We start from the raw sequence: 16,560 nt of genomic DNA, 5'->3' as shown, positions 1-16,560 counted from the left end.
GTTCACAGTAAGTCCTCGGCGCGCACGTAGCGGGAGCGATGGTGCAGAGTGAAGCCCATCTGTTCGTACAGCGCCCGGGCGCCGTCGTTGTCGGCGACCACCTGTACGTAGGCGCGCGTCGCACCACGCACGGCGGCCCATCCGAGCAGCCCCTCACACAACCGGCGGGCCAGACCCTGGCGGCGGGCAGAGGTGACGACGTGCACCGCCGACACTCCCGCCCAACGGGTGCCGTCCGGCGCCTCGGTGATCGCGACCCGGCCGACCGCGGCGCCGGCCAGCTCACCGAACCCGACCTCTCCGTCCACCACTGCGGTCAGTACCGCCGGTGGGACGTCGCGCTCGTACAGAGCCAGCCAGGCGGCGTCGGGAGCCGCGGACACCGTGACCTCGTCGAGTGGGTCTGACTCGACATCGGCTGTCAGGACCAGGTTCTCGGCGTCGGTGGGCACGCCATCGGGGATGCGGAACAAGCGGTCCGGTGCGGAGATCAGCGCGGGGAGCCCGCGTGCGGCATACCGATCGGCCATCGCGGCGATCTCGGCATGGGACGTGAAGTGCAGCGGCACAGCCGAATTGGCTCGCCGGGTGGCGCCGTCACCGAACCGCAGGAACCAGCCGTCGACCCACTGCTGCTCGGTGCCGGGCCAGGCGAGCGCTGCCGCGTGCTCGAGATTGCGGATCGCCCCGGCGCGCACCGGCTGCTCGGGCACCACCCGGAACGCGACGACGTCGGCACGGGAAATCGTGACCAGCTCACCGTGGCGGGTACGCACGGACACCGCCGGCTCGACCTGCTCGACGTGGCCGATCACGTCGGTGAACGGTCGCGCCTCGTCGGCCGGGAGGCGGTAGCGCAGGCTCACCCGGGCGCCGAGCGGCGGCAGCTGCGGCACGGCTCAGTGACCGAACGGATCGGGATCCTTGCCGGGCAGCCACGTCAGACCGGGGACGCCCCAGCCGTGCGACTTGACCGCGCGCTTCGCGCTGCGGGCGTTGCGGCCGACCAGCCGGTCCAGATACAGGAAGCCGTCCAGATGCCCCGTCTCGTGCTGCAGCATGCGGGCGAACAGATCCTCACCCTCCAACGTGATCGGTGTGCCGTCGGCGTCGAGGCCCGTCACCCGCGCCCATGACGCGCGCCCGGTCGGGAATGACTCGCCGGGCACCGACAGGCAGCCCTCGTCGTCGTCCTCGGGATCGGGCATGGTCTCGGGCACCTCGGACGTCTCCAGCACCGGGTTGACGACGACGCCGCGGCGCCGCAGCGTCTTGCCGCGAGCGTCGGCGCAGTCGTAGACGAACACCCGCTTGGCGACGCCGATCTGGTTGGCGGCCAACCCCACTCCGTTCGCGGCGTCCATGGTGTCGTAGAGATCGGTGATGAGATCGGCGAGATCGGCGGGCAGAGACCCGTCGTCACCGACGGGGATCGGCTCGGTGGCGTTGTGGAGAACGGGGTCTCCCACGATGCAGATCGGTCGAACAGCCATGCCCGAAAGCTTAGGGTGGCGCGCGCGGGCCCCGACTCGCGGTCATTGATGCCGATGTCCGTGACCGAGCCGTGATTGAATACCACCCGAAACCACACTGGTGTCATTTCGACCGTTGGAAAGGTCCACGAGGCGATATGGACGGCGCGATCGCGCGGAGTGAGAAAGCCGGGGACTCCGCAAACGGCGCTGATCCCGCCGACGGTCTGACCCGTCGTGAACACGACATCCTGGCGTTCGAGCGGCAGTGGTGGAAGTACGCCGGGTCCAAAGAGGACGCCATCAAGGAACTCTTCTCGATGTCGGCGACCCGCTACTACCAGGTGCTCAACGCGCTCGTCGATCGGCCGGAGGCGCTGGCCGCGGATCCGATGCTGGTCAAGCGACTGCGCAGGTTGCGTGCGAGCCGGCAGAAGGCGCGCGCGGCGCGTCGCCTCGGCTTCGACGTGACCTGACGCCGTCGGCGAGCCGATACAGTAGGCGCCGATGAACCAGCGAGAATCCTCGGGACTGCCTATCCGGGCCATGGTCATGGTCCTGCTGTTCCTCGGCGTGGTGTTCCTGCTCGTCGGCTTCCAGTCGATGGGCGGCAGCGACGACGACTCCGACAGCAGCTCGATCGCGACGTCGATCACCAGCACCCCGACCACACCGTCGAGCACCGCCCCGCCGGCGAAAGCCGACGTGCGGGTGTTCAACATCTCGACCACCGAGGGCGTGGCGCAGAGCACCGCTGACCGGCTGCGCGAAGCGGGCTGGAACGTGACCGAGACCGGCAACCTGACCCTCCCGGACACGACCGTCACCACGGTGTTCTTCAGCGATGCCCCCGGCGAACAGCAGGCCGCCGAAGAGGTGGGCCGATTGCTGGAAGCGCCGGTGGCGCCGCGGCTGCCCGAGCTGACAGAGCAGCCGCCGGGCGTGATCGTCGCGGTCACCGGTTAGGCTCTTGCACATGCGCAGGACCGTCGCCGCCGCCACCTTGTTCGCAGCGCCCGCACTCGCGTTGGCCGCCTGTTCGCCTCCGGGCGACGTGCCCACCGATGCGCCGGGCACCACGCCCCCGGTATGGACCGGTGCCCCGTCACCGTCGTCGTCAGCCGGCGAGGGAGGTTCCGGCAACGAGGGAGGTTCCGCTGAAGGGCAGTCCCCGGCCGCCGGCGGCGAGACGCTGAAGGCCGATCTCAAGACCGCCGACGGCACCACCGTCGCCACCGCCGACATCGCGTTCTCCGGTGGATACGCCACCATCACCGTGCAGACCTCGGCGACCAGCCAGCTCACCCCCGGCTTCCACGGCCTGCACATCCACTCCGTGGGCAAGTGCGAGGCCAATTCCGTCGCCCCGACCGGCGGCGCCCCCGCGAACTTCAACTCCGCGGGCGGCCACCTGCAGGTGCCCGGCCACAGCGGCCATCCCGCCAGCGGCGACCTCGCCTCGCTGCAGGTACGCGAGGACGGCTCGGCCAAGCTCATCACCACCACCGACGCCTTCACCGCGGATCAGCTTCTCGACGGCGCCGGGACGTCGATCATCATCCACGAGAAGGCCGACAACTTCGCCAACATCCCGCCGGAGCGCTACAGCCAGGTCAACGGCGCGCCGCCGCCGGATCAGACCACCCTGGCGACCGGCGACGCCGGAGCTCGGGTGGCGTGCGGTGTCATCACTCGGGGCTGATCGTCGGGCCGACCGCATCGACTTCGCCGGGTCGCCCCGGCCCACGCTCGGCGTCGAGTGGGAGTTCGCGCTCGTCGACGCACAGACACGTGACCTGAGCAACGAGGCAGCCTCGGTGATCGCCGAAGTCGGCGAGAACCCGCGCGTGCACAAGGAATTGCTGCGCAACACCATCGAGGTCGTCACCGGGGTCTGTGACAGCGCACCCGAGGCGATGGACGATCTGCGCGCGACGCTGCGGCCCGTGCGGGACATCGTGCAAGACCGCGGGATGGACCTGTTCTGCGCGGGCACCCACCCGTTCGCGAAATGGTCGGCGCAGAAGCTGACCGACGCGCCGCGCTACGCCGAGCTGATCAAGCGCACCCAGTGGTGGGGCCGGCAGATGCTGATCTGGGGCGTGCACGTGCACGTCGGTGTTTCCTCGGCGCACAAGGTGATGCCGATCATCACCTCGCTGCTCGACTACTACCCCCACCTGCTCGCGCTGTCCGCATCCTCGCCCTACTGGGACGGTGAGGACACCGGCTATGCGAGCAACCGCGCGATGATGTTCCAGCAACTGCCGACCGCGGGCCTGCCGTTCCACTTCCAGGAGTGGCGTGAGTTCGAAGGCTTCGTCGCCGACCAGAAGAAGACCGGCATCATCGACCACATGAACGAGATCCGTTGGGACATACGGCCTTCCCCGCACCTCGGGACGGTGGAGGTGCGGATTTTCGACGGGGTCTCGAACCTGAAGGAACTCGCGGCGCTGGTCGCGCTGACACACTGCCTCATCGTCGACCTCGACCGCCGCCTGGACGCGGGGGAGACGCTTCCGGTGATGCCGCCGTGGCATGTGCAGGAGAACAAGTGGCGTGCGGCGCGATACGGGTTGGACGCCATCATCATTCTCGACTCCGACAGCAACGAGCGGCTGGTCACCGAGGATCTCGACGAGCAGCTGGAGCGGCTGACGCCGGTGGCCCGATCCCTGGGCTGTGTCGACGAACTCGCCTCCGTCGCCGACATCTATCGCGACGGCGCCTCCTACCAGCGGCAGCGCCGGATCGCCGAGGAAACCGACGGGGATCTGCGTGCCGTCGTCGACGGGCTGATCGCCGAGTTGGTGCTCTGACGTGCCGACGATCCCGATGTTCCCGCTCGAGGTGGCCATGCTGCCCGGAGAGACGTTGCCGCTGAAGATCTTCGAGCCGCGCTACTCGGCTCTGGTGCAGGCGTGCCTGGCCGCGCCGGATCCCGCGTTCGGCGTGGTGCTGATCGCGGCGGGCCGCGAGGTCGGTGGTGGTGACAGCCGCAGCGACGTCGGCACCGTCGCGCACATCACCGAACACCAGGATCTCGGCGCCGGCCAGTACGTGATGAAATGCGCCATGAGGGAACGGTTCCGGGTCCTCGAATGGCTACCGGACGCGCCGTATCCGCGGGCGGTGATCGAGCAGTGGCCCGACCAGCCGGGAGCGCCGGTGACCGCCGATTCGATCCGGGAGATCGAGGACCGGATGGTGGCGCTGTTCGAGCGGATCGCGGCCGCGCGGGACGCCGAGGTGAACGCACGCGACATCGTGGTCGGCGCCGACGAATCCGGTGATGCGGCACTGTGGTTGTACGCGTTGACAGCTCGGCTGCCGATGGGCCAGGCCGACCGCTACTCGATACTCGCCGCTCCGACGGTCGCCGACCGCGTGGCCGCGCTGTCCGAGGCCGTCGACACCGTCACCGCGATGGTGGAATTCCAGCTCTCGGATTGATCACCCGCGACCGAAGTCGTGGCCCCGCAGACGCTGCAGTGCCTGACCGTCGGTGAGTTCATCGCGCGACCCGGGATTCAACCAGTAGTGGCGCACCATCCAGTAGAGGGTGGGACCACTTGAGGCGTAGCGATCTGCGTTGGCAATGACGAGCGGCTTTCTGTCGCCGAGACTGAAGACGATCGGATTCCGCGATTTGGTGTCCGCATGATCGGTGATGGCTTGTATCTCGTCCCATCGCGCGACGCGCGTGCGGAGGATGTCGCCAAAAGTAATGCCTTCCGGGCCGATCCGCAGGTATCCAGTTTCTCGGCTCCGCGCGAAAGCCAACAGTCCGAGTACCGAGAGGACCAGTAGAGAAATGAGTAGATAGCGGCTGACTGTCGACACGGATCCGAACCACACGGTGAACAACGAGCCGACGACGCCGCCGACGAGGGCAGTGCCCCACGTCCGCGCGATGGCAGGGTGAAGACGGACCGTGGTACCCGAATCACTCCACCCGGCATACGGTGTCGCCGACGCCTTGAAGGTCAGCACGAGGGCAGCCATGCCTCCGGTGCAGAACACCGCGAGTCCTGCCGACCCGAGCGCGCCGGTCAACGACGCGCGCTGCGCAGCTAGGAGCGTCTGAACCCAGAATTGGATGGACCCGCCGATGAGCACGGCGACGCCTAACCAAGCAAGGGGCGACAGGCCGCGAGACCAGTTGGGCGGCGGTGTCACTCGAGTCATGAGCCACAGAGCACTTCGCCGACCCTCTTACCCACAGACGTCATCCACGAGCCTGCAGCCACCGATGACACGACAGCAAGGCCCACTGTGCTGCCCGGAATCGGAATGGGCGCGCCCACGGCTGCGCCGCCCGCTGCTCCGGCTGCGTTGCCTGCGAGGCCGAACGTGCTGGCGAAGACCGACACACACTTATCAGCGGGGGTCGGGGCGCGCAAGAAGTCATACATCGCAGTCATTGTGCCAAGTGCCATACCACCGTATTTCGCTCCGGCCCCGACCTTCTCGACCGAATCCATCGACAGCATGGGAACCTTGCCGCCGCCATCGACGTGGGCTTCCACTCCAGTCAGCACTTGGCCGATGCTTTCCGGTACGGACGTGAGCAGGGGGCTGTCGGGCGGAATCACGGCGCTCCTGCCGTCGGGAAGGTTGATCGACGCTGACACAACGCCTTCCGGTGTCTCGCTCACGACATACTGGGTGCCATCAGCCCAGTTCATGATCGTTCTCTTGTATCCCCCCGACGTGCGAGTCGAGCTGCTCCGCGATATCACGTTTCCGTTCGCGTCGATGTGCTCCTCTTCGACCATGTCCGGAACGCCGCGGGCGTAGTTCTCTTCGTACTCGGTGATGACATGCCGGCTGCCGTCCTGCATGATCAGTGTCTTTTCGAAGTGGCCCTGATCGTTGTAGCGGGATCGCGTTTCCCGAACTGTCGTACCCATCTCCTCCCCACGAACCGTCGCCTGCTGCAGAAAACCCAACGCGTTGCTCGGATTCGGCACTTCGTCGGCGGGCCGTTGAGCAGCGGGCACCATCATTTCCGGCAGACCGCCGTTGGGCGCGGTGAAGCCGAACGGCTTCGCGGCTGCCATCACAGCGTCGGCCGTCGCGGTATCGGCATCGCCGACGGCGAGCAGTAGTTGGTTGACTGCGGCCTGTTCGGTGGCGACGAGCTTCATCAATTCGGAGATTTCGTCGGCGGATTGCGAGCCAGGGTCGATGAGTACGACCCAGCCCTCCGTGACGTTCAGCGGTCCTCGATCAATTTCGTCAGCCTTGTCCAACAATGCTTTCCGCGCAGCACCGATCCTGTCGGCGCCTGCCTCGAAAGCTTTGGCGATCACAGCGGTGTACTCGCTGAATTCGACTGAGCTGTGATGGGCGCGGTCGAACATCGCGGACGCGGCGTTATGGGCCGGACCCTCCCATGCCTTCGTTTCCGGCATGATCGCCAGATTCGTTTTCACACGGTCCACTGCCCCCTCGACGGATTCGCCTGAGAAGCGAACGGCGGGACCGGTGAACCCCAAAGAGTCAGGGTTCCAGCTCTCGAGGCGCGAGCGCGACGGCAACACCGATCAGAAGATTCCGTTGAAGCTTCCGGCCAGACCGGCATCTGTGACCTCATAGGCGTTCCCCGCGCCACGTACCGCCACTCCCATCTTGTCGACGTTCGCGGCGATGCCGTCGGCTTGGGTGGCGACGTGTCCGCCGACCAGCCGTGCGGCCCACTCAGTCGTGGAACCTGCCAGCCCCGCGGCCGCCTCGGTTACTTTCCCACCCACGTCCGCGCCGCGGATTGACGCCGAAGCCGCTTCCACCTGGCTCGCAAATGCGCGCAGGATCTCGGGATCCACCATCAAGGTCACACTGTCAGAGGTTACTGCAGCCTCGGTACGGCTCCTGACACCAATTTCCTGCCCTACAGCAGGACGGCGTGCAGGAACGAATACGCGGGCGCGTTGTCGTGGTCCCGGTGATAGCGCCGCATCGCATCGCCGGCATCTGTCGAGCGCACGTCCCACCGGTGACAGCACAACGTCTGCGCCACATGAGGTTCCGCGACCTCCACGCCGAGGTGGCTGCCCCGTGCGCTGTAGAGCGTGATCTGATCGATCAGCGTCACCACGGCGTCGTCGGCCATGTCCGGCACGAGACTCTCTGCCATCCAGGCTGTCGGCTCGTTAGGGTCGAAACCGGCCTCTCGCAACGCTTTCGGCCAGTCGCCGGTCGTGGCGGCAGGCACCGGAACGTACTTGGCGCCCAGCTGCGCATCGGAGGCGTCCATGATCCGTGTCTTGTGCGCCAGCACCGCGGGCTCGTCGACGTCGAAGATCACGGCGTCGCTGAGCCACGGCAGGCGCCACGCGCGGGTGTCCAGCCCGGCGTCCAGCACCACCACCTGCGACAGCCCCGCAGCCCCCGCGGCCAGAACGTAGTCGTCGAACCATTTGGTGCGCGCCGCGGAGTATCCCGGCCCCGACGCGGGCAGGTCGACCTGTCCGGCGTCGACCAGCAGCAGATGTGCGTACGGATCGGTGAACAACGGATGGTCGGCCTCGGTCTCCGAGGCGCGGACCGCAGCGACACTCAGGTCAGTGCGACCCGGCTGGTCACCGCTGGGGCGCATCATGGCCGCCGGATTCCCTCTCGTCGGCGAAATCATGCATCTCGTCGGTGGTCATCAGATCGTCGCGGACGTTCTGCTCGCGGTAGGCGAGCTGGCCCACCCGGTTGGCGATCACCGGTGCGGTGATCGCGGTGAACAGCCCCGTCAGGATCAGCATGCCGACGTCGACGTGACCACGCAGCCGCAGCGCCGCGCCCAGCAGCACGAGCAGGAGTCCGAGCACCTGGGGCTTGGTGGCCGCGTGCATGCGCGACAGCGTGTCGGGGAAGCGGACCACACCGATCGCCGCGGTCAGAGCGAGCGCCGATCCGCTGAGAATCAGGATCGCAGCGGCGATATCGAACCCCGTCATCGCGCCGGTCCCTTCTCGGCCGGGTCGGCGACGTCGGGGACGCGGAACCGGGCGACGCTGACCGACCCGACGAAGGTGATCAACGCCAGCGCGGTCAGGCTGTAGGTGACCGTGGTGTCCAGACTGAACGCCGCCCACGTACCGATCGCGCACAGCGCGACCGCCACCAGGGTGTCCAACGCCACCAGCCGGTCAAGGGTGGTGGGACCCAACAGCATCCGGAACATGGTGGCCAACGCCGCGGCCGAGAGCATGGCGCCTGCGATGATCCACACGACGGTCACAGCGCGTCCTCCTTCTGTCCGGCGGGGCGCCAGTCGCTGTCCCGCTCGAACGAGGCGACCAACAGCTTCTGCAGGTTCGCTACCTGCCGGTAGAATCGCGCGACGGTGCGGTCGGAACCGACGTCGAGCACGTGCACATAGATCATCCGGCGCGGCTGGTCGATCTCGAGCACGATGGTGCCCGGCGTGAGGTTGATGATGTTGACCGCCAGCACCAACACCAGGTCGGACTTGATCGCCAGGTGCACCCGCAGCACCGCGGTCAGCGGTGGCGGGCCGGGCTTCAGCGCCAATGCGGCGACCTGCACCGACGAGCTGAGCAGGTAGTAGACGACCGTCACCATCAGGCGCAGTAGCGGGATCGGATGCAGCCGACCCTCTACGGGAACCGGCGGCAACGGCAGCAGCAGCGTGATCACCAGGGCGACCAGCAGCCCGGACAGGATGTTGGCCGCAGAGACGGTGCCCCACAGCAGAACCCACACGAGGATCAGCCAGCACACCATCCAAATCCGCAGCGCGATCGTCCTCATGGATGCTTTGTTCTTCGCGCGAGCGCTCATCATCGATCACTCCCGAGTACCGCGGTGATGTACACGCCGCGGTCGAGCACCTCGGCGGCCGCCCTGTCGCTGTAGGCGAAGATCGGCCCGGCGGCGACGGTCAGCGCGAGTCCGACCGCGATCAGCGCTCCGGTGGGCACGAGCATGCCGATCGGCATCTTGCCGACATCGTCACGGTCGACGAACTCGATGTCGACCGCGTCTTCGGGGCTGTCCATCAGCACCGTCGGCGCGCCACCCGACAGGTGGCCCTCGGGGGCGTCCTTGCGGGATCGCCAGAACGCCTTGGTCCACACCCGGGCGATGACGTAGAGGGTGAGCAGGCTGGTGACCACGCTGCCCGCGACCAGCAGCCACGCCAGCACCGACCCCGACTCCGAGCCTGCCTCCAGCAGCGCCACCTTGCCGATGAAGCCCGAGAACGGCGGAATGCCACCGAGATTGAGTGCCGGCACCACGAACACGAACGCCAGCACCGGGCTCGCCGCAGCCAGCCCGCCGAGGCGCTCCAGTGTCGAGGCCCCAGCCTGCCGTTCGATCAGGCCGACGACCAGGAACAGCGTGGTCTGCACCAGGATGTGGTGGGCGACGTAATAGATCGCGCCCGACATGCCCAGCTGATTGGACAGCGCGATGCCGAAGACCATGTAGCCGATGTGGCTGACCAGGGTGAAGGACAGCAGACGCTTGATGTCGCTCTGTGCGATCGCACCCAGGATGCCCATCAACATCGTGGCCAGGCCGGCGACCAGCAGCACGTTGTCCAGCGAACCGCCGGGGAAGAGCAGCGAGTGGGCCCGGATGATCGCGTAGACACCGACTTTGGTGAGCAGGCCGGCGAACACCGCGGTGACGGGTGCGGGCGCGGTGGGGTAGGAGTCGGGCAGCCAGGTCGACAGCGGGAAGACCGCCGCCTTGATACCGAACGCGACCAGCAGCACCGCGAACAGCGCGGTGCGGGTGCCTTCGGACACCCCGTCGAGCCGCACCGACAGCTCCGCCATGTTCAGCGTTCCGGTGGTCGCGTACACCAGCGCGATGCCGAACAGGAACACCAGCGACGACACCATCGACACCATCACGTAGGAGATGCCCGCGCGCACACGTTCCCGGCTGGCGCCGATGGTCAGCAGCACGAAGCTCGCGCTGAGCAGCACCTCGAAGCCGACGAAGAGGTTAAACAGATCGCCGGCCAGGAACGCCATGAACACGCCCGCCGACAGCACCAGGTAGGTGGGCAGGAAGATCGACACGGGCTGACGGCCGTCACCGTCCCGGACACCCTGCCCGATGGCGTAGAACACGACGGCGAGCAGCACGATCGACGACACGACGAGCATCAGCGCCGAGAGCCGGTCGACGACGAGCGTGATGCCCAGCGGACCGATGCCGGGTTCGGAGACACCCCAGCCGCCGACCTGCAGCGCGATGGTTCCGTCCCGGTCCGCGAGATACACCAGCACAGCGGAGACGACGAGCACCGCCGACAGCGCGATGACGGCCAGCATGCGCTGAAGCCGGGGCCGCCGGCCCGCCACCAGGGTGCATGCCGCGGCGAGCATGGGAATCAACACGGGCAGCGGGGTGAACACAGCGGCGAGGTGCGCCGGGATCATCTGGGTCATCGCGACCCCTCGTAACCCGGAATCGCGTCGAGCTCGTCAGGCAGATCGGTGTCGCGGGTGCGGTCGGGCTCGAGCCGGCCCTCGAGCTCCTCGCCCACCTCGGTGCCCGACTGCTGCGACACCCGAATGTCCTCGGGATCGTTGCTGACCTCTTCACGGGTGTTCAGACGATAGGAGCGGTAGGTCAGCGCCAGCACGAACGCCGCCACCCCCATCGTGATCACGATCGCGGTGAGGATCAGGCCCTGCGCCAACGGATCTGCGGTCGCGGTGTTGTCCGCACTGGTCCGCCCCCGCACCGGCGGATTGCCCGCCGAGCCACCCACCGACAGCAGCAGCAGGTTGATCGCATTGCCGATCAGCAACAGCCCCAACAACATCCGGGTCAGATGCCGCTCCAGCAGCAGGTACACGCCCGCGGTGGTCAGCCCACCGATGATGACCAGCGAGATCACATACGTCGTCATGACTGTCGCGCCCTGCCCATCTCGCCAATCTCGTCGTCGATGCGCGCGCCCAGGCTGCGTAACACGTCGAGCACCAGGCCGACCACGATCAGGTACACCCCCATGTCGAAGAACAGTGCGGTGACGAACTTGACCGTGCCCAGCACCGGAACGTCGACCTGGATCAGCGCCGACGACAGCACCGGCGCACCCAGCAGCAGCGACGCGGTCGCGGTGCCGGCGGCCAGCGCCAGGCCCGCGCCCAGGATCTTGCCGGCGTCGAGCGGCAGCGCCTCACCGAGTTCGTAGCGACCACCGGCCAGGTACCTCAGCACCAGCGCCAGACCGGCCATCAGACCACCCGCGAATCCGCCGCCTGGAGTGTTGTGGCCGGCGAAGAAGAAGTACGCCGACAGCACCATCATCACGGGGAAGATCAGTCGTGTCGCGACCTCCAGGACCAGCGACCGGTTGCGCGGGTCGCGCAACTCGCTGCCGCGCAGCCAGGTCACCTCGCCGGCAGCCGGGCTGTTGTGGGAGTACACCGCGAGCTTGCCGATGTCGGGCTGCCCGGCGTCGGCCACCCGCGGTGCGGCCCCGAAGCGGCGGTTGCGGAACACCATCGACGCCACGCCGGTGGCCGCCACCAGCAGCACCGAGATCTCCCCGAGGGTGTCCCAGGCTCGGATGTCGACGAGCAGCACGTTGACCGTGTTGGCGCCGTGGCCGCGCAGATACGCAGCCTCCGGCAGCAACTCGGCGATCGGGCGACCGGACCGTGCCGCCATCGCGAACGCCGCCAGCACGGTCACCGTCACACCGACGGCGACCGCCAGCACCGCCCGGGGAACGCGGAAGCGACGCATGTCCGCGCCGCCGGTCTCGGCGGGCAGCACTCGCAGGACGAGCACGAACACCACCAACGTCAGCGTCTCGACCAGGAACTGCGTCAACGCCAGATCCGGGGCGCCGTGGAAGGCGAAGATGACGCCGCAGCCGTAGCCGGTGACCCCGACCAGCAGGACAGCGGCCAGCCGGTTGCGCATCACGCACGCGGCGAACGCGGCCGCCAGCATGATCAGGCCCACCACCGCCTGCGGCGCCGATTCCCACAGCGCAAAGTTGGGGCGATCGCGCGCGCCGAGCGCCAGCACCGCCAACGGGAGCAGCACCAGGGTGGTCAGGATGACCGACTGCGTCGCGGGAATCGAGCCGCGCTGGGTGACCGCGGTCAGCCGCACCGACATCACGTCGGCGCCGCGCAGCACCGCGTCGTAGATGCGGTCGGCGTTGGCCAGCGGCAGGAAGTTCAACCGGGCGCGCCGCAGCCGGTTGCGGCCCGCATACATCGCGGCGCCCGTCGCCAGCACAAGCACCGACAGCAGCAACGGGAGGTTCACTCCGTGCCACAGCGCGAGGTGGTAGTCGGCGTCGTACCCGGCCGGATCGGGCACCTGGTCGGCGTAGCCGCTCAGCACGTGATCGAGCCCGGTGGGCCACACGCCGAACGCCAACCCGGCCGCGGCCAGGATCGCCGGCGGCAACAGGAAGGGCACTTCGGGGCGGTGCATCTCCGTCACCCGCGTGCTCGGCTGCGGCAGACCCTTACGGCCGAACGCACCGAACACGAAGCGCAGGCTGTAGGCGGTCGTCAGCACCGAGCCGCACACGATCCCGGCCAGCACGAACGGCGCCGCGGCACCCAGCGTCGGGCTGTGCAGCACGGTCTCGAAGTCGGCTTCCTTGGCGACGAAACCGAGGAACGGCGGCAGCGCCGCCATGCTGGCCGCCGCGGCGCACCCGATGACCAGGAGCGGCTTGCTGCGATCGCCGAGCCAGGCCAGCCTGCGGATGTCGCGGGTGCCCGTCGCGTGGTCGATGATCCCGACGACCATGAACAGCGTCGCCTTGAACAGTGCGTGCGCACACAGCATCGCCAGGCCGGCGAGCATCATCTCGCTGCCGCCCGCGCCGACCATCAGCGTGATGAAGCCGAGCTGGCTCACCGTCCCGAAGGCCAGGATCAGCTTCAGGTCGTACTCGCGCAGCGCTCGCCAGCCGGCCAGCAGCATGGTCAGCAGCCCCAGCCCCACCACCGTCGGGCGCCACTCCGGAGAGTCGGAGAACCCCGGCGTGAGCCGCGCGATCAGGTACACGCCGGCCTTGACCATCGCGGCCGCGTGCAGGTAGGCGCTGACCGGGGTGGGTGCGGCCATCGCGCCGGGCAGCCAGAAGTGCAGCGGCACGATCGCCGACTTCGACAGGGCACCGATGAGGACCAGCACGATCGCTACCGAGGCGGCCACCCCGGTCGGCGGGTTCGCCACCAGCTCGGAGATCAGGAACGTGCCGGCGCGGTTGCCCAGGATGACGATCCCGACCAGCATCGCCAACCCGCCGAACGTCGTCACCAACAGCGCCTGCGTGGCCGCGCGTCGGCTCATCGCGCGCTCGGCGTAGTGACCGACCAGCAGGAACGACAGAACGGTCGTGGTTTCCCAGAACACGTAGAGAAGCAGCATGTTGTCGCTGGTCACCAGCCCGAACATGGCCCCGGAGAACGCGACCAGTTCGGCGGCGAAGCTGGGCAGGCGCTTCTCGGTGTGCCCGTCGTGGTGGTGGAAGTAGTCGGCGCAGTAGAAGAGCACCAGCGCGCCGATGCCCAGGACCAGCACGCTCATGATCGCCGCGAGCGCGTCGAAGCGCAGCACGATGTCCATCGACAGGCCGGGCACCCAGGGAATCGTCAACTGCTGCCCGGGGCCGCTACCCGGCCAGTGCCCGGCGACCCAGATCAGGGAGCCGAGGGGGACCAGCGCCAGCGGATAGAACGCGCGCCGACCCCACCGGTGGACGAGAACGGGCGCCAACAGGGTGGCCACTGCGTGCGCAGTGAGGATGGCGAGCATGGCTCCGTTTCGTCGGGGTCGGCGAGGCCCCAGTCTACGGGCCCGATGTCACCGGCTTGTGTCCGCTCAATGGCCGGTGACCATCACCTCGATGCGATCCTCGCCGTCCGGGCCACACACGAAGAGGATCTCGTCCCCGTCGCGCAACACGTCGGCGGCCTCCGGAACGATCAGCCGGTTCCCGCGCAGCACCGTCACCAGAGCGCTGTCGCGCGGCATCGCCAGATCGCCGACCCGTCGACCCACCAGCGGGCTGCCGGCGGGCAGCGTGAACGACGCGACATTGGCGCTGCCCTCGCCGCGCAGCTCCCGCGGGCCGCGACCGAGCGCCATCAGCCGCACGATGTGCCCGACGTCGATGGCGCCCTCGACGGCCGCGACCATCGCCACCGGAGTCGACACCGCCACGTCGATGCCCCAGCCCTCGGTGAACAACCACTCGTTGCGGGCGTCGTTGATGCGGGCCACCACCCGGGGAATGCCGAACTCGCTCTTGGCGAGCAGGGCCATCGCGAGGTTGGCCTTGTCGTCACCGGTCGCGGCGATCGCAACGTCGCAGATGTGCATCTCGGCCTCCTCCAGGGAGGACACCTCGCAGGCATCGGCGAGGAACCACTCCGCGCGAGGCACCGTCGCCGGCTCGTAGCGGTGGAACTCCTTCTCGATCAACAGCACCTTGTGGCCGTAGTCCACCAGTTCCTGGGCCACCGAGCGGCCCACGGCACCCGCTCCGGCGATCGCGATCCGCATGGACACGACTGTGCTGATTTACTGATCGCGACACAAGTGCCTGCAGCGAGGAAACAGTGACACTGCACGAGCTGTACGTGGCGCTGTTCATCGGGGGCCTGGTGCTGCTGGCGAGCATCGCCGCCACCAGGCTGGCCACCGGAGCCGGGCTGCCGAGTCTGCTGCTGTTCCTCGGCGTGGGCGTACTCGTCGGCGAGGACGGCCTGGGCCTGGCCTTCGACAACGCGCAGCTGGCCCAGGATCTCGGGACCGCGGCTCTGGGCGTGATCCTGGTCGAGGGCGGTCTGACGACGCGGTTCTCCGACATCCGCAAGGTGCTGGCGCCGGCCAGCGTGCTCGCCACCGTCGGCGTGCTCGTCAGCACCTTGATCACGGCGTTGGCCGCGCATTTGCTGCTCGGGATGTCGTGGCAGTTGGCATTGCTGCTGGGGGCGATCGTGTCGAGTACCGACGCCGCAGCCGTCTTCTCGGTGCTGCGGGTGGTGCCGCTGCCGCGGCGCCTCGGCGGGCTGCTGGAAGCCGAGTCCGGATTCAACGACGCGCCCGCGGTGATCCTCGTGCTGCTGTTCAGCGTGACGCCGCTGGTGCTCGAGCCGGCGACGGTGGCGGGAACCCTGGTCTACGAGCTGGCCGTCGGCGCGCTGATCGGACTGGGGTGCGGGTTCTTCGGCGCGATGGCGCTGCGTCGCACGGCGCTGCCCGCCGCAGGCCTGTACCCGTTGGCGACGTTTGGGCTGGGCATGCTGGCGTTCGCCGCGGCCGGCTCCGCGCACGCCAGCGGGTTCCTGGCGGCCTACCTGGCCAGCGTGGTGCTCGCCAACTCCGGTCTGCCGCACCGCTCGGCCACCCGCTCCTTCGCCGAGGGGTTCGGATGGCTGGCCCAGATCGGGTTGTTCGTGATCCTCGGTCTGCTCGTGTCGCCCGACCAGCTGCTCGACGAGCTGGTGCCGGCGATCGTCATCGGCCTGGTGCTGCTGGTGCTGGCGAGACCGGCGTCGGTTGTCGTGTCGCTGTTCGGGTTTCGCGTGGCGTGGCGGGAGCAGGCGTTCCTGTCCTACGCGGGGTTGCGCGGCGCCGTGCCCATCGTGCTGGCGACCTATCCAATCGTGGCGGGCGTGCCGGGCAGCGGCCGGCTGCTCAACATCGTGTTCATCCTCGTCGTGGTGTTCACGCTGGTGCAGGGGCCCAGCCTGCGCCGGGTCGCCGAGTGGCTGGACCTGATCCCGCGCGACACCACGCGGGAGATCCAGGTCGACGCGGCGCCGCTGGACGTGCTCGGTGCGGAGCTGATGACGATGACCGTCGTGCCCGGGTCGCGATTGCATAACGTCACGGTTCTCGAGTTGCGGCTGCCCGATCCGAGCGTGATCACGCTGATCATCCGAGACAGCCGCGCCTTCGTGCCCGAGCCGTTGACCCGACTCCAGATCGGCGACGAGGTGATGATCGTGACGACGACGGCGACGCGTGACGAGGCCGAGCGGCGGCTGCGTGCGGTCAGCCGCCGCGGCAAGCTGGCCTACTGGTTCGACGAGTACGGCGAGCCGGGCTGAGC

19 protein-coding genes are annotated in these 16,560 nt (G+C 68.2%); 6 read left to right on the top strand and 13 right to left on the bottom strand.

Annotated elements, in window-relative coordinates; genetic code table 11:
• Positions 1-2 precede the first annotated feature (2 nt).
• On the bottom strand, positions 3-896 hold the full coding sequence (locus tag PGN37_RS02870; protein ID WP_335329510.1) for an N-acetylglutamate synthase, CG3035 family: 894 nt from the start codon (positions 894-896) through the stop codon (positions 3-5).
• A gap of 3 nt (positions 897-899) precedes the next feature.
• Entirely contained in the window at positions 900-1,493 is a 594-nt protein-coding gene (locus tag PGN37_RS02865) for a peptide deformylase (RefSeq protein ID WP_335329509.1), read from the bottom strand.
• A 137-nt stretch (positions 1,494-1,630) separates the two neighbouring features.
• On the opposite strand from PGN37_RS02865, the gene PGN37_RS02860 reads away from it, so the two are divergent.
• Genes PGN37_RS02860 through PGN37_RS02840 form a run of 5 tightly spaced genes read left to right on the top strand, consistent with a single transcriptional unit; the run spans position 1,631 to position 4,928 of the window.
• Positions 1,631-1,948, top strand: a complete 318-nt coding sequence (locus tag PGN37_RS02860) for a DUF3263 domain-containing protein (RefSeq protein WP_335329508.1) — start codon at positions 1,631-1,633, stop codon at positions 1,946-1,948.
• Positions 1,949-1,979: 31 nt separating this feature from the next.
• Entirely contained in the window at positions 1,980-2,438 is a 459-nt protein-coding gene (locus tag PGN37_RS02855; protein WP_335329507.1) for a LytR C-terminal domain-containing protein, read from the top strand.
• 10 nt (positions 2,439-2,448) lie between these two features.
• Positions 2,449-3,174 carry a superoxide dismutase[Cu-Zn] gene (gene sodC / locus PGN37_RS02850; RefSeq protein WP_335329506.1) on the top strand — a complete coding sequence of 242 codons (726 nt, stop codon included), beginning with the start codon at positions 2,449-2,451 and terminating at the stop codon, positions 3,172-3,174.
• Positions 3,155-4,294, top strand: coding sequence for a glutamate--cysteine ligase (locus PGN37_RS02845; RefSeq protein WP_335329505.1), 1,140 nt, complete (start codon positions 3,155-3,157; stop codon positions 4,292-4,294). Before sodC ends, PGN37_RS02845 begins: the two co-directional genes overlap by 20 nt.
• Before the next feature lies 1 nt (position 4,295).
• Positions 4,296-4,928: an LON peptidase substrate-binding domain-containing protein gene (locus PGN37_RS02840; RefSeq protein WP_335329504.1), complete on the top strand. Its 633-nt coding sequence runs from the start codon at positions 4,296-4,298 to the stop codon at positions 4,926-4,928.
• On the opposite strand, the gene PGN37_RS02835 is transcribed toward PGN37_RS02840, so the two are convergent.
• The 11 genes from PGN37_RS02835 to PGN37_RS02785 form a co-directional block, all read right to left on the bottom strand.
• On the bottom strand, positions 4,929-5,663 hold the full coding sequence (locus PGN37_RS02835; protein WP_335329503.1) for a hypothetical protein: 735 nt from the start codon (positions 5,661-5,663) through the stop codon (positions 4,929-4,931).
• On the bottom strand, positions 5,660-6,976 hold the full coding sequence (locus PGN37_RS02830) for a hypothetical protein (RefSeq protein WP_335329502.1): 1,317 nt from the start codon (positions 6,974-6,976) through the stop codon (positions 5,660-5,662). Before PGN37_RS02830 ends, PGN37_RS02835 begins: the two co-directional genes overlap by 4 nt.
• Before the next feature lie 48 nt (positions 6,977-7,024).
• Positions 7,025-7,309 (bottom strand): type VII secretion target, encoded by a 285-nt coding sequence (locus PGN37_RS02825; protein WP_335329768.1) that lies wholly within the window; start codon positions 7,307-7,309, stop codon positions 7,025-7,027.
• 59 nt (positions 7,310-7,368) lie between these two features.
• Positions 7,369-8,079, bottom strand: coding sequence for an SAM-dependent methyltransferase (locus PGN37_RS02820; RefSeq protein WP_335329501.1), 711 nt, complete (start codon positions 8,077-8,079; stop codon positions 7,369-7,371).
• The gene (gene mnhG, locus PGN37_RS02815) at positions 8,060-8,428 is read right to left on the bottom strand and encodes a monovalent cation/H(+) antiporter subunit G (RefSeq protein ID WP_335329500.1); all 369 of its coding nucleotides are present in this window, start codon (positions 8,426-8,428) and stop codon (positions 8,060-8,062) included. Before mnhG ends, PGN37_RS02820 begins: the two co-directional genes overlap by 20 nt.
• Positions 8,425-8,712, bottom strand: a complete 288-nt coding sequence (locus tag PGN37_RS02810) for a monovalent cation/H+ antiporter complex subunit F (RefSeq protein WP_335329499.1) — start codon at positions 8,710-8,712, stop codon at positions 8,425-8,427. Before PGN37_RS02810 ends, mnhG begins: the two co-directional genes overlap by 4 nt.
• Complete coding sequence (locus PGN37_RS02805) at positions 8,709-9,245, bottom strand: Na+/H+ antiporter subunit E (protein WP_335329498.1); 537 nt, start codon at positions 9,243-9,245, stop codon at positions 8,709-8,711. Before PGN37_RS02805 ends, PGN37_RS02810 begins: the two co-directional genes overlap by 4 nt.
• Before the next feature lie 29 nt (positions 9,246-9,274).
• Positions 9,275-10,891: a Na+/H+ antiporter subunit D gene (locus PGN37_RS02800; RefSeq protein ID WP_335329767.1), complete on the bottom strand. Its 1,617-nt coding sequence runs from the start codon at positions 10,889-10,891 to the stop codon at positions 9,275-9,277.
• A 5-nt stretch (positions 10,892-10,896) separates the two neighbouring features.
• On the bottom strand, positions 10,897-11,367 hold the full coding sequence (locus PGN37_RS02795; RefSeq protein ID WP_335329497.1) for a Na(+)/H(+) antiporter subunit C: 471 nt from the start codon (positions 11,365-11,367) through the stop codon (positions 10,897-10,899).
• A complete protein-coding gene (locus PGN37_RS02790) occupies positions 11,364-14,255 on the bottom strand; it encodes a Na+/H+ antiporter subunit A (RefSeq protein WP_335329496.1) in 2,892 nt (963 codons plus the stop codon). Before PGN37_RS02790 ends, PGN37_RS02795 begins: the two co-directional genes overlap by 4 nt.
• Positions 14,256-14,321: 66 nt before the next feature.
• Entirely contained in the window at positions 14,322-15,005 is a 684-nt protein-coding gene (locus PGN37_RS02785) for a potassium channel family protein (protein WP_335329495.1), read from the bottom strand.
• A gap of 56 nt (positions 15,006-15,061) precedes the next feature.
• Between PGN37_RS02785 and PGN37_RS02780 the strand changes: the two genes are divergently transcribed.
• Positions 15,062-16,558: a potassium/proton antiporter gene (locus tag PGN37_RS02780; RefSeq protein WP_335329494.1), complete on the top strand. Its 1,497-nt coding sequence runs from the start codon at positions 15,062-15,064 to the stop codon at positions 16,556-16,558.
• Positions 16,559-16,560: the final 2 nt, after the last annotated feature.

The organism is Mycobacterium kyogaense (genome assembly GCF_036946525.1).
Taxonomy (GTDB): Bacteria; Actinomycetota; Actinomycetes; order Mycobacteriales; family Mycobacteriaceae; genus Mycobacterium; species Mycobacterium kyogaense_A.
Note: the sequence above shows the minus strand (reverse complement) of the source record. Positions and strands in the feature narration are given on the sequence as shown.

What these genes read in the sequence shown, in the direction of transcription:
- PGN37_RS02865 (WP_335329509.1), bottom strand. Translation starts at nt 1,493, where the DNA reads ATGGCTGTTCGACCGATCTGCATCGTGGGAGACCCCGTTCTCCACAAC.
- PGN37_RS02860 (WP_335329508.1), top strand. Translation starts at nt 1,631, where the DNA reads ATGGACGGCGCGATCGCGCGGAGTGAGAAAGCCGGGGACTCCGCAAAC.
- PGN37_RS02855 (WP_335329507.1), top strand. Translation starts at nt 1,980, where the DNA reads ATGAACCAGCGAGAATCCTCGGGACTGCCTATCCGGGCCATGGTCATG.
- sodC (WP_335329506.1), top strand. Translation starts at nt 2,449, where the DNA reads ATGCGCAGGACCGTCGCCGCCGCCACCTTGTTCGCAGCGCCCGCACTC.
- PGN37_RS02835 (WP_335329503.1), bottom strand. Translation starts at nt 5,663, where the DNA reads ATGACTCGAGTGACACCGCCGCCCAACTGGTCTCGCGGCCTGTCGCCC.
- PGN37_RS02820 (WP_335329501.1), bottom strand. Translation starts at nt 8,079, where the DNA reads ATGATGCGCCCCAGCGGTGACCAGCCGGGTCGCACTGACCTGAGTGTC.
- mnhG (WP_335329500.1), bottom strand. Translation starts at nt 8,428, where the DNA reads ATGACGGGGTTCGATATCGCCGCTGCGATCCTGATTCTCAGCGGATCG.
- PGN37_RS02805 (WP_335329498.1), bottom strand. Translation starts at nt 9,245, where the DNA reads ATGAGGACGATCGCGCTGCGGATTTGGATGGTGTGCTGGCTGATCCTC.
- PGN37_RS02800 (WP_335329767.1), bottom strand. Translation starts at nt 10,891, where the DNA reads ATGATCCCGGCGCACCTCGCCGCTGTGTTCACCCCGCTGCCCGTGTTG.
- PGN37_RS02795 (WP_335329497.1), bottom strand. Translation starts at nt 11,367, where the DNA reads ATGACGACGTATGTGATCTCGCTGGTCATCATCGGTGGGCTGACCACC.
- PGN37_RS02790 (WP_335329496.1), bottom strand. Translation starts at nt 14,255, where the DNA reads ATGCTCGCCATCCTCACTGCGCACGCAGTGGCCACCCTGTTGGCGCCC.
- PGN37_RS02785 (WP_335329495.1), bottom strand. Translation starts at nt 15,005, where the DNA reads ATGCGGATCGCGATCGCCGGAGCGGGTGCCGTGGGCCGCTCGGTGGCC.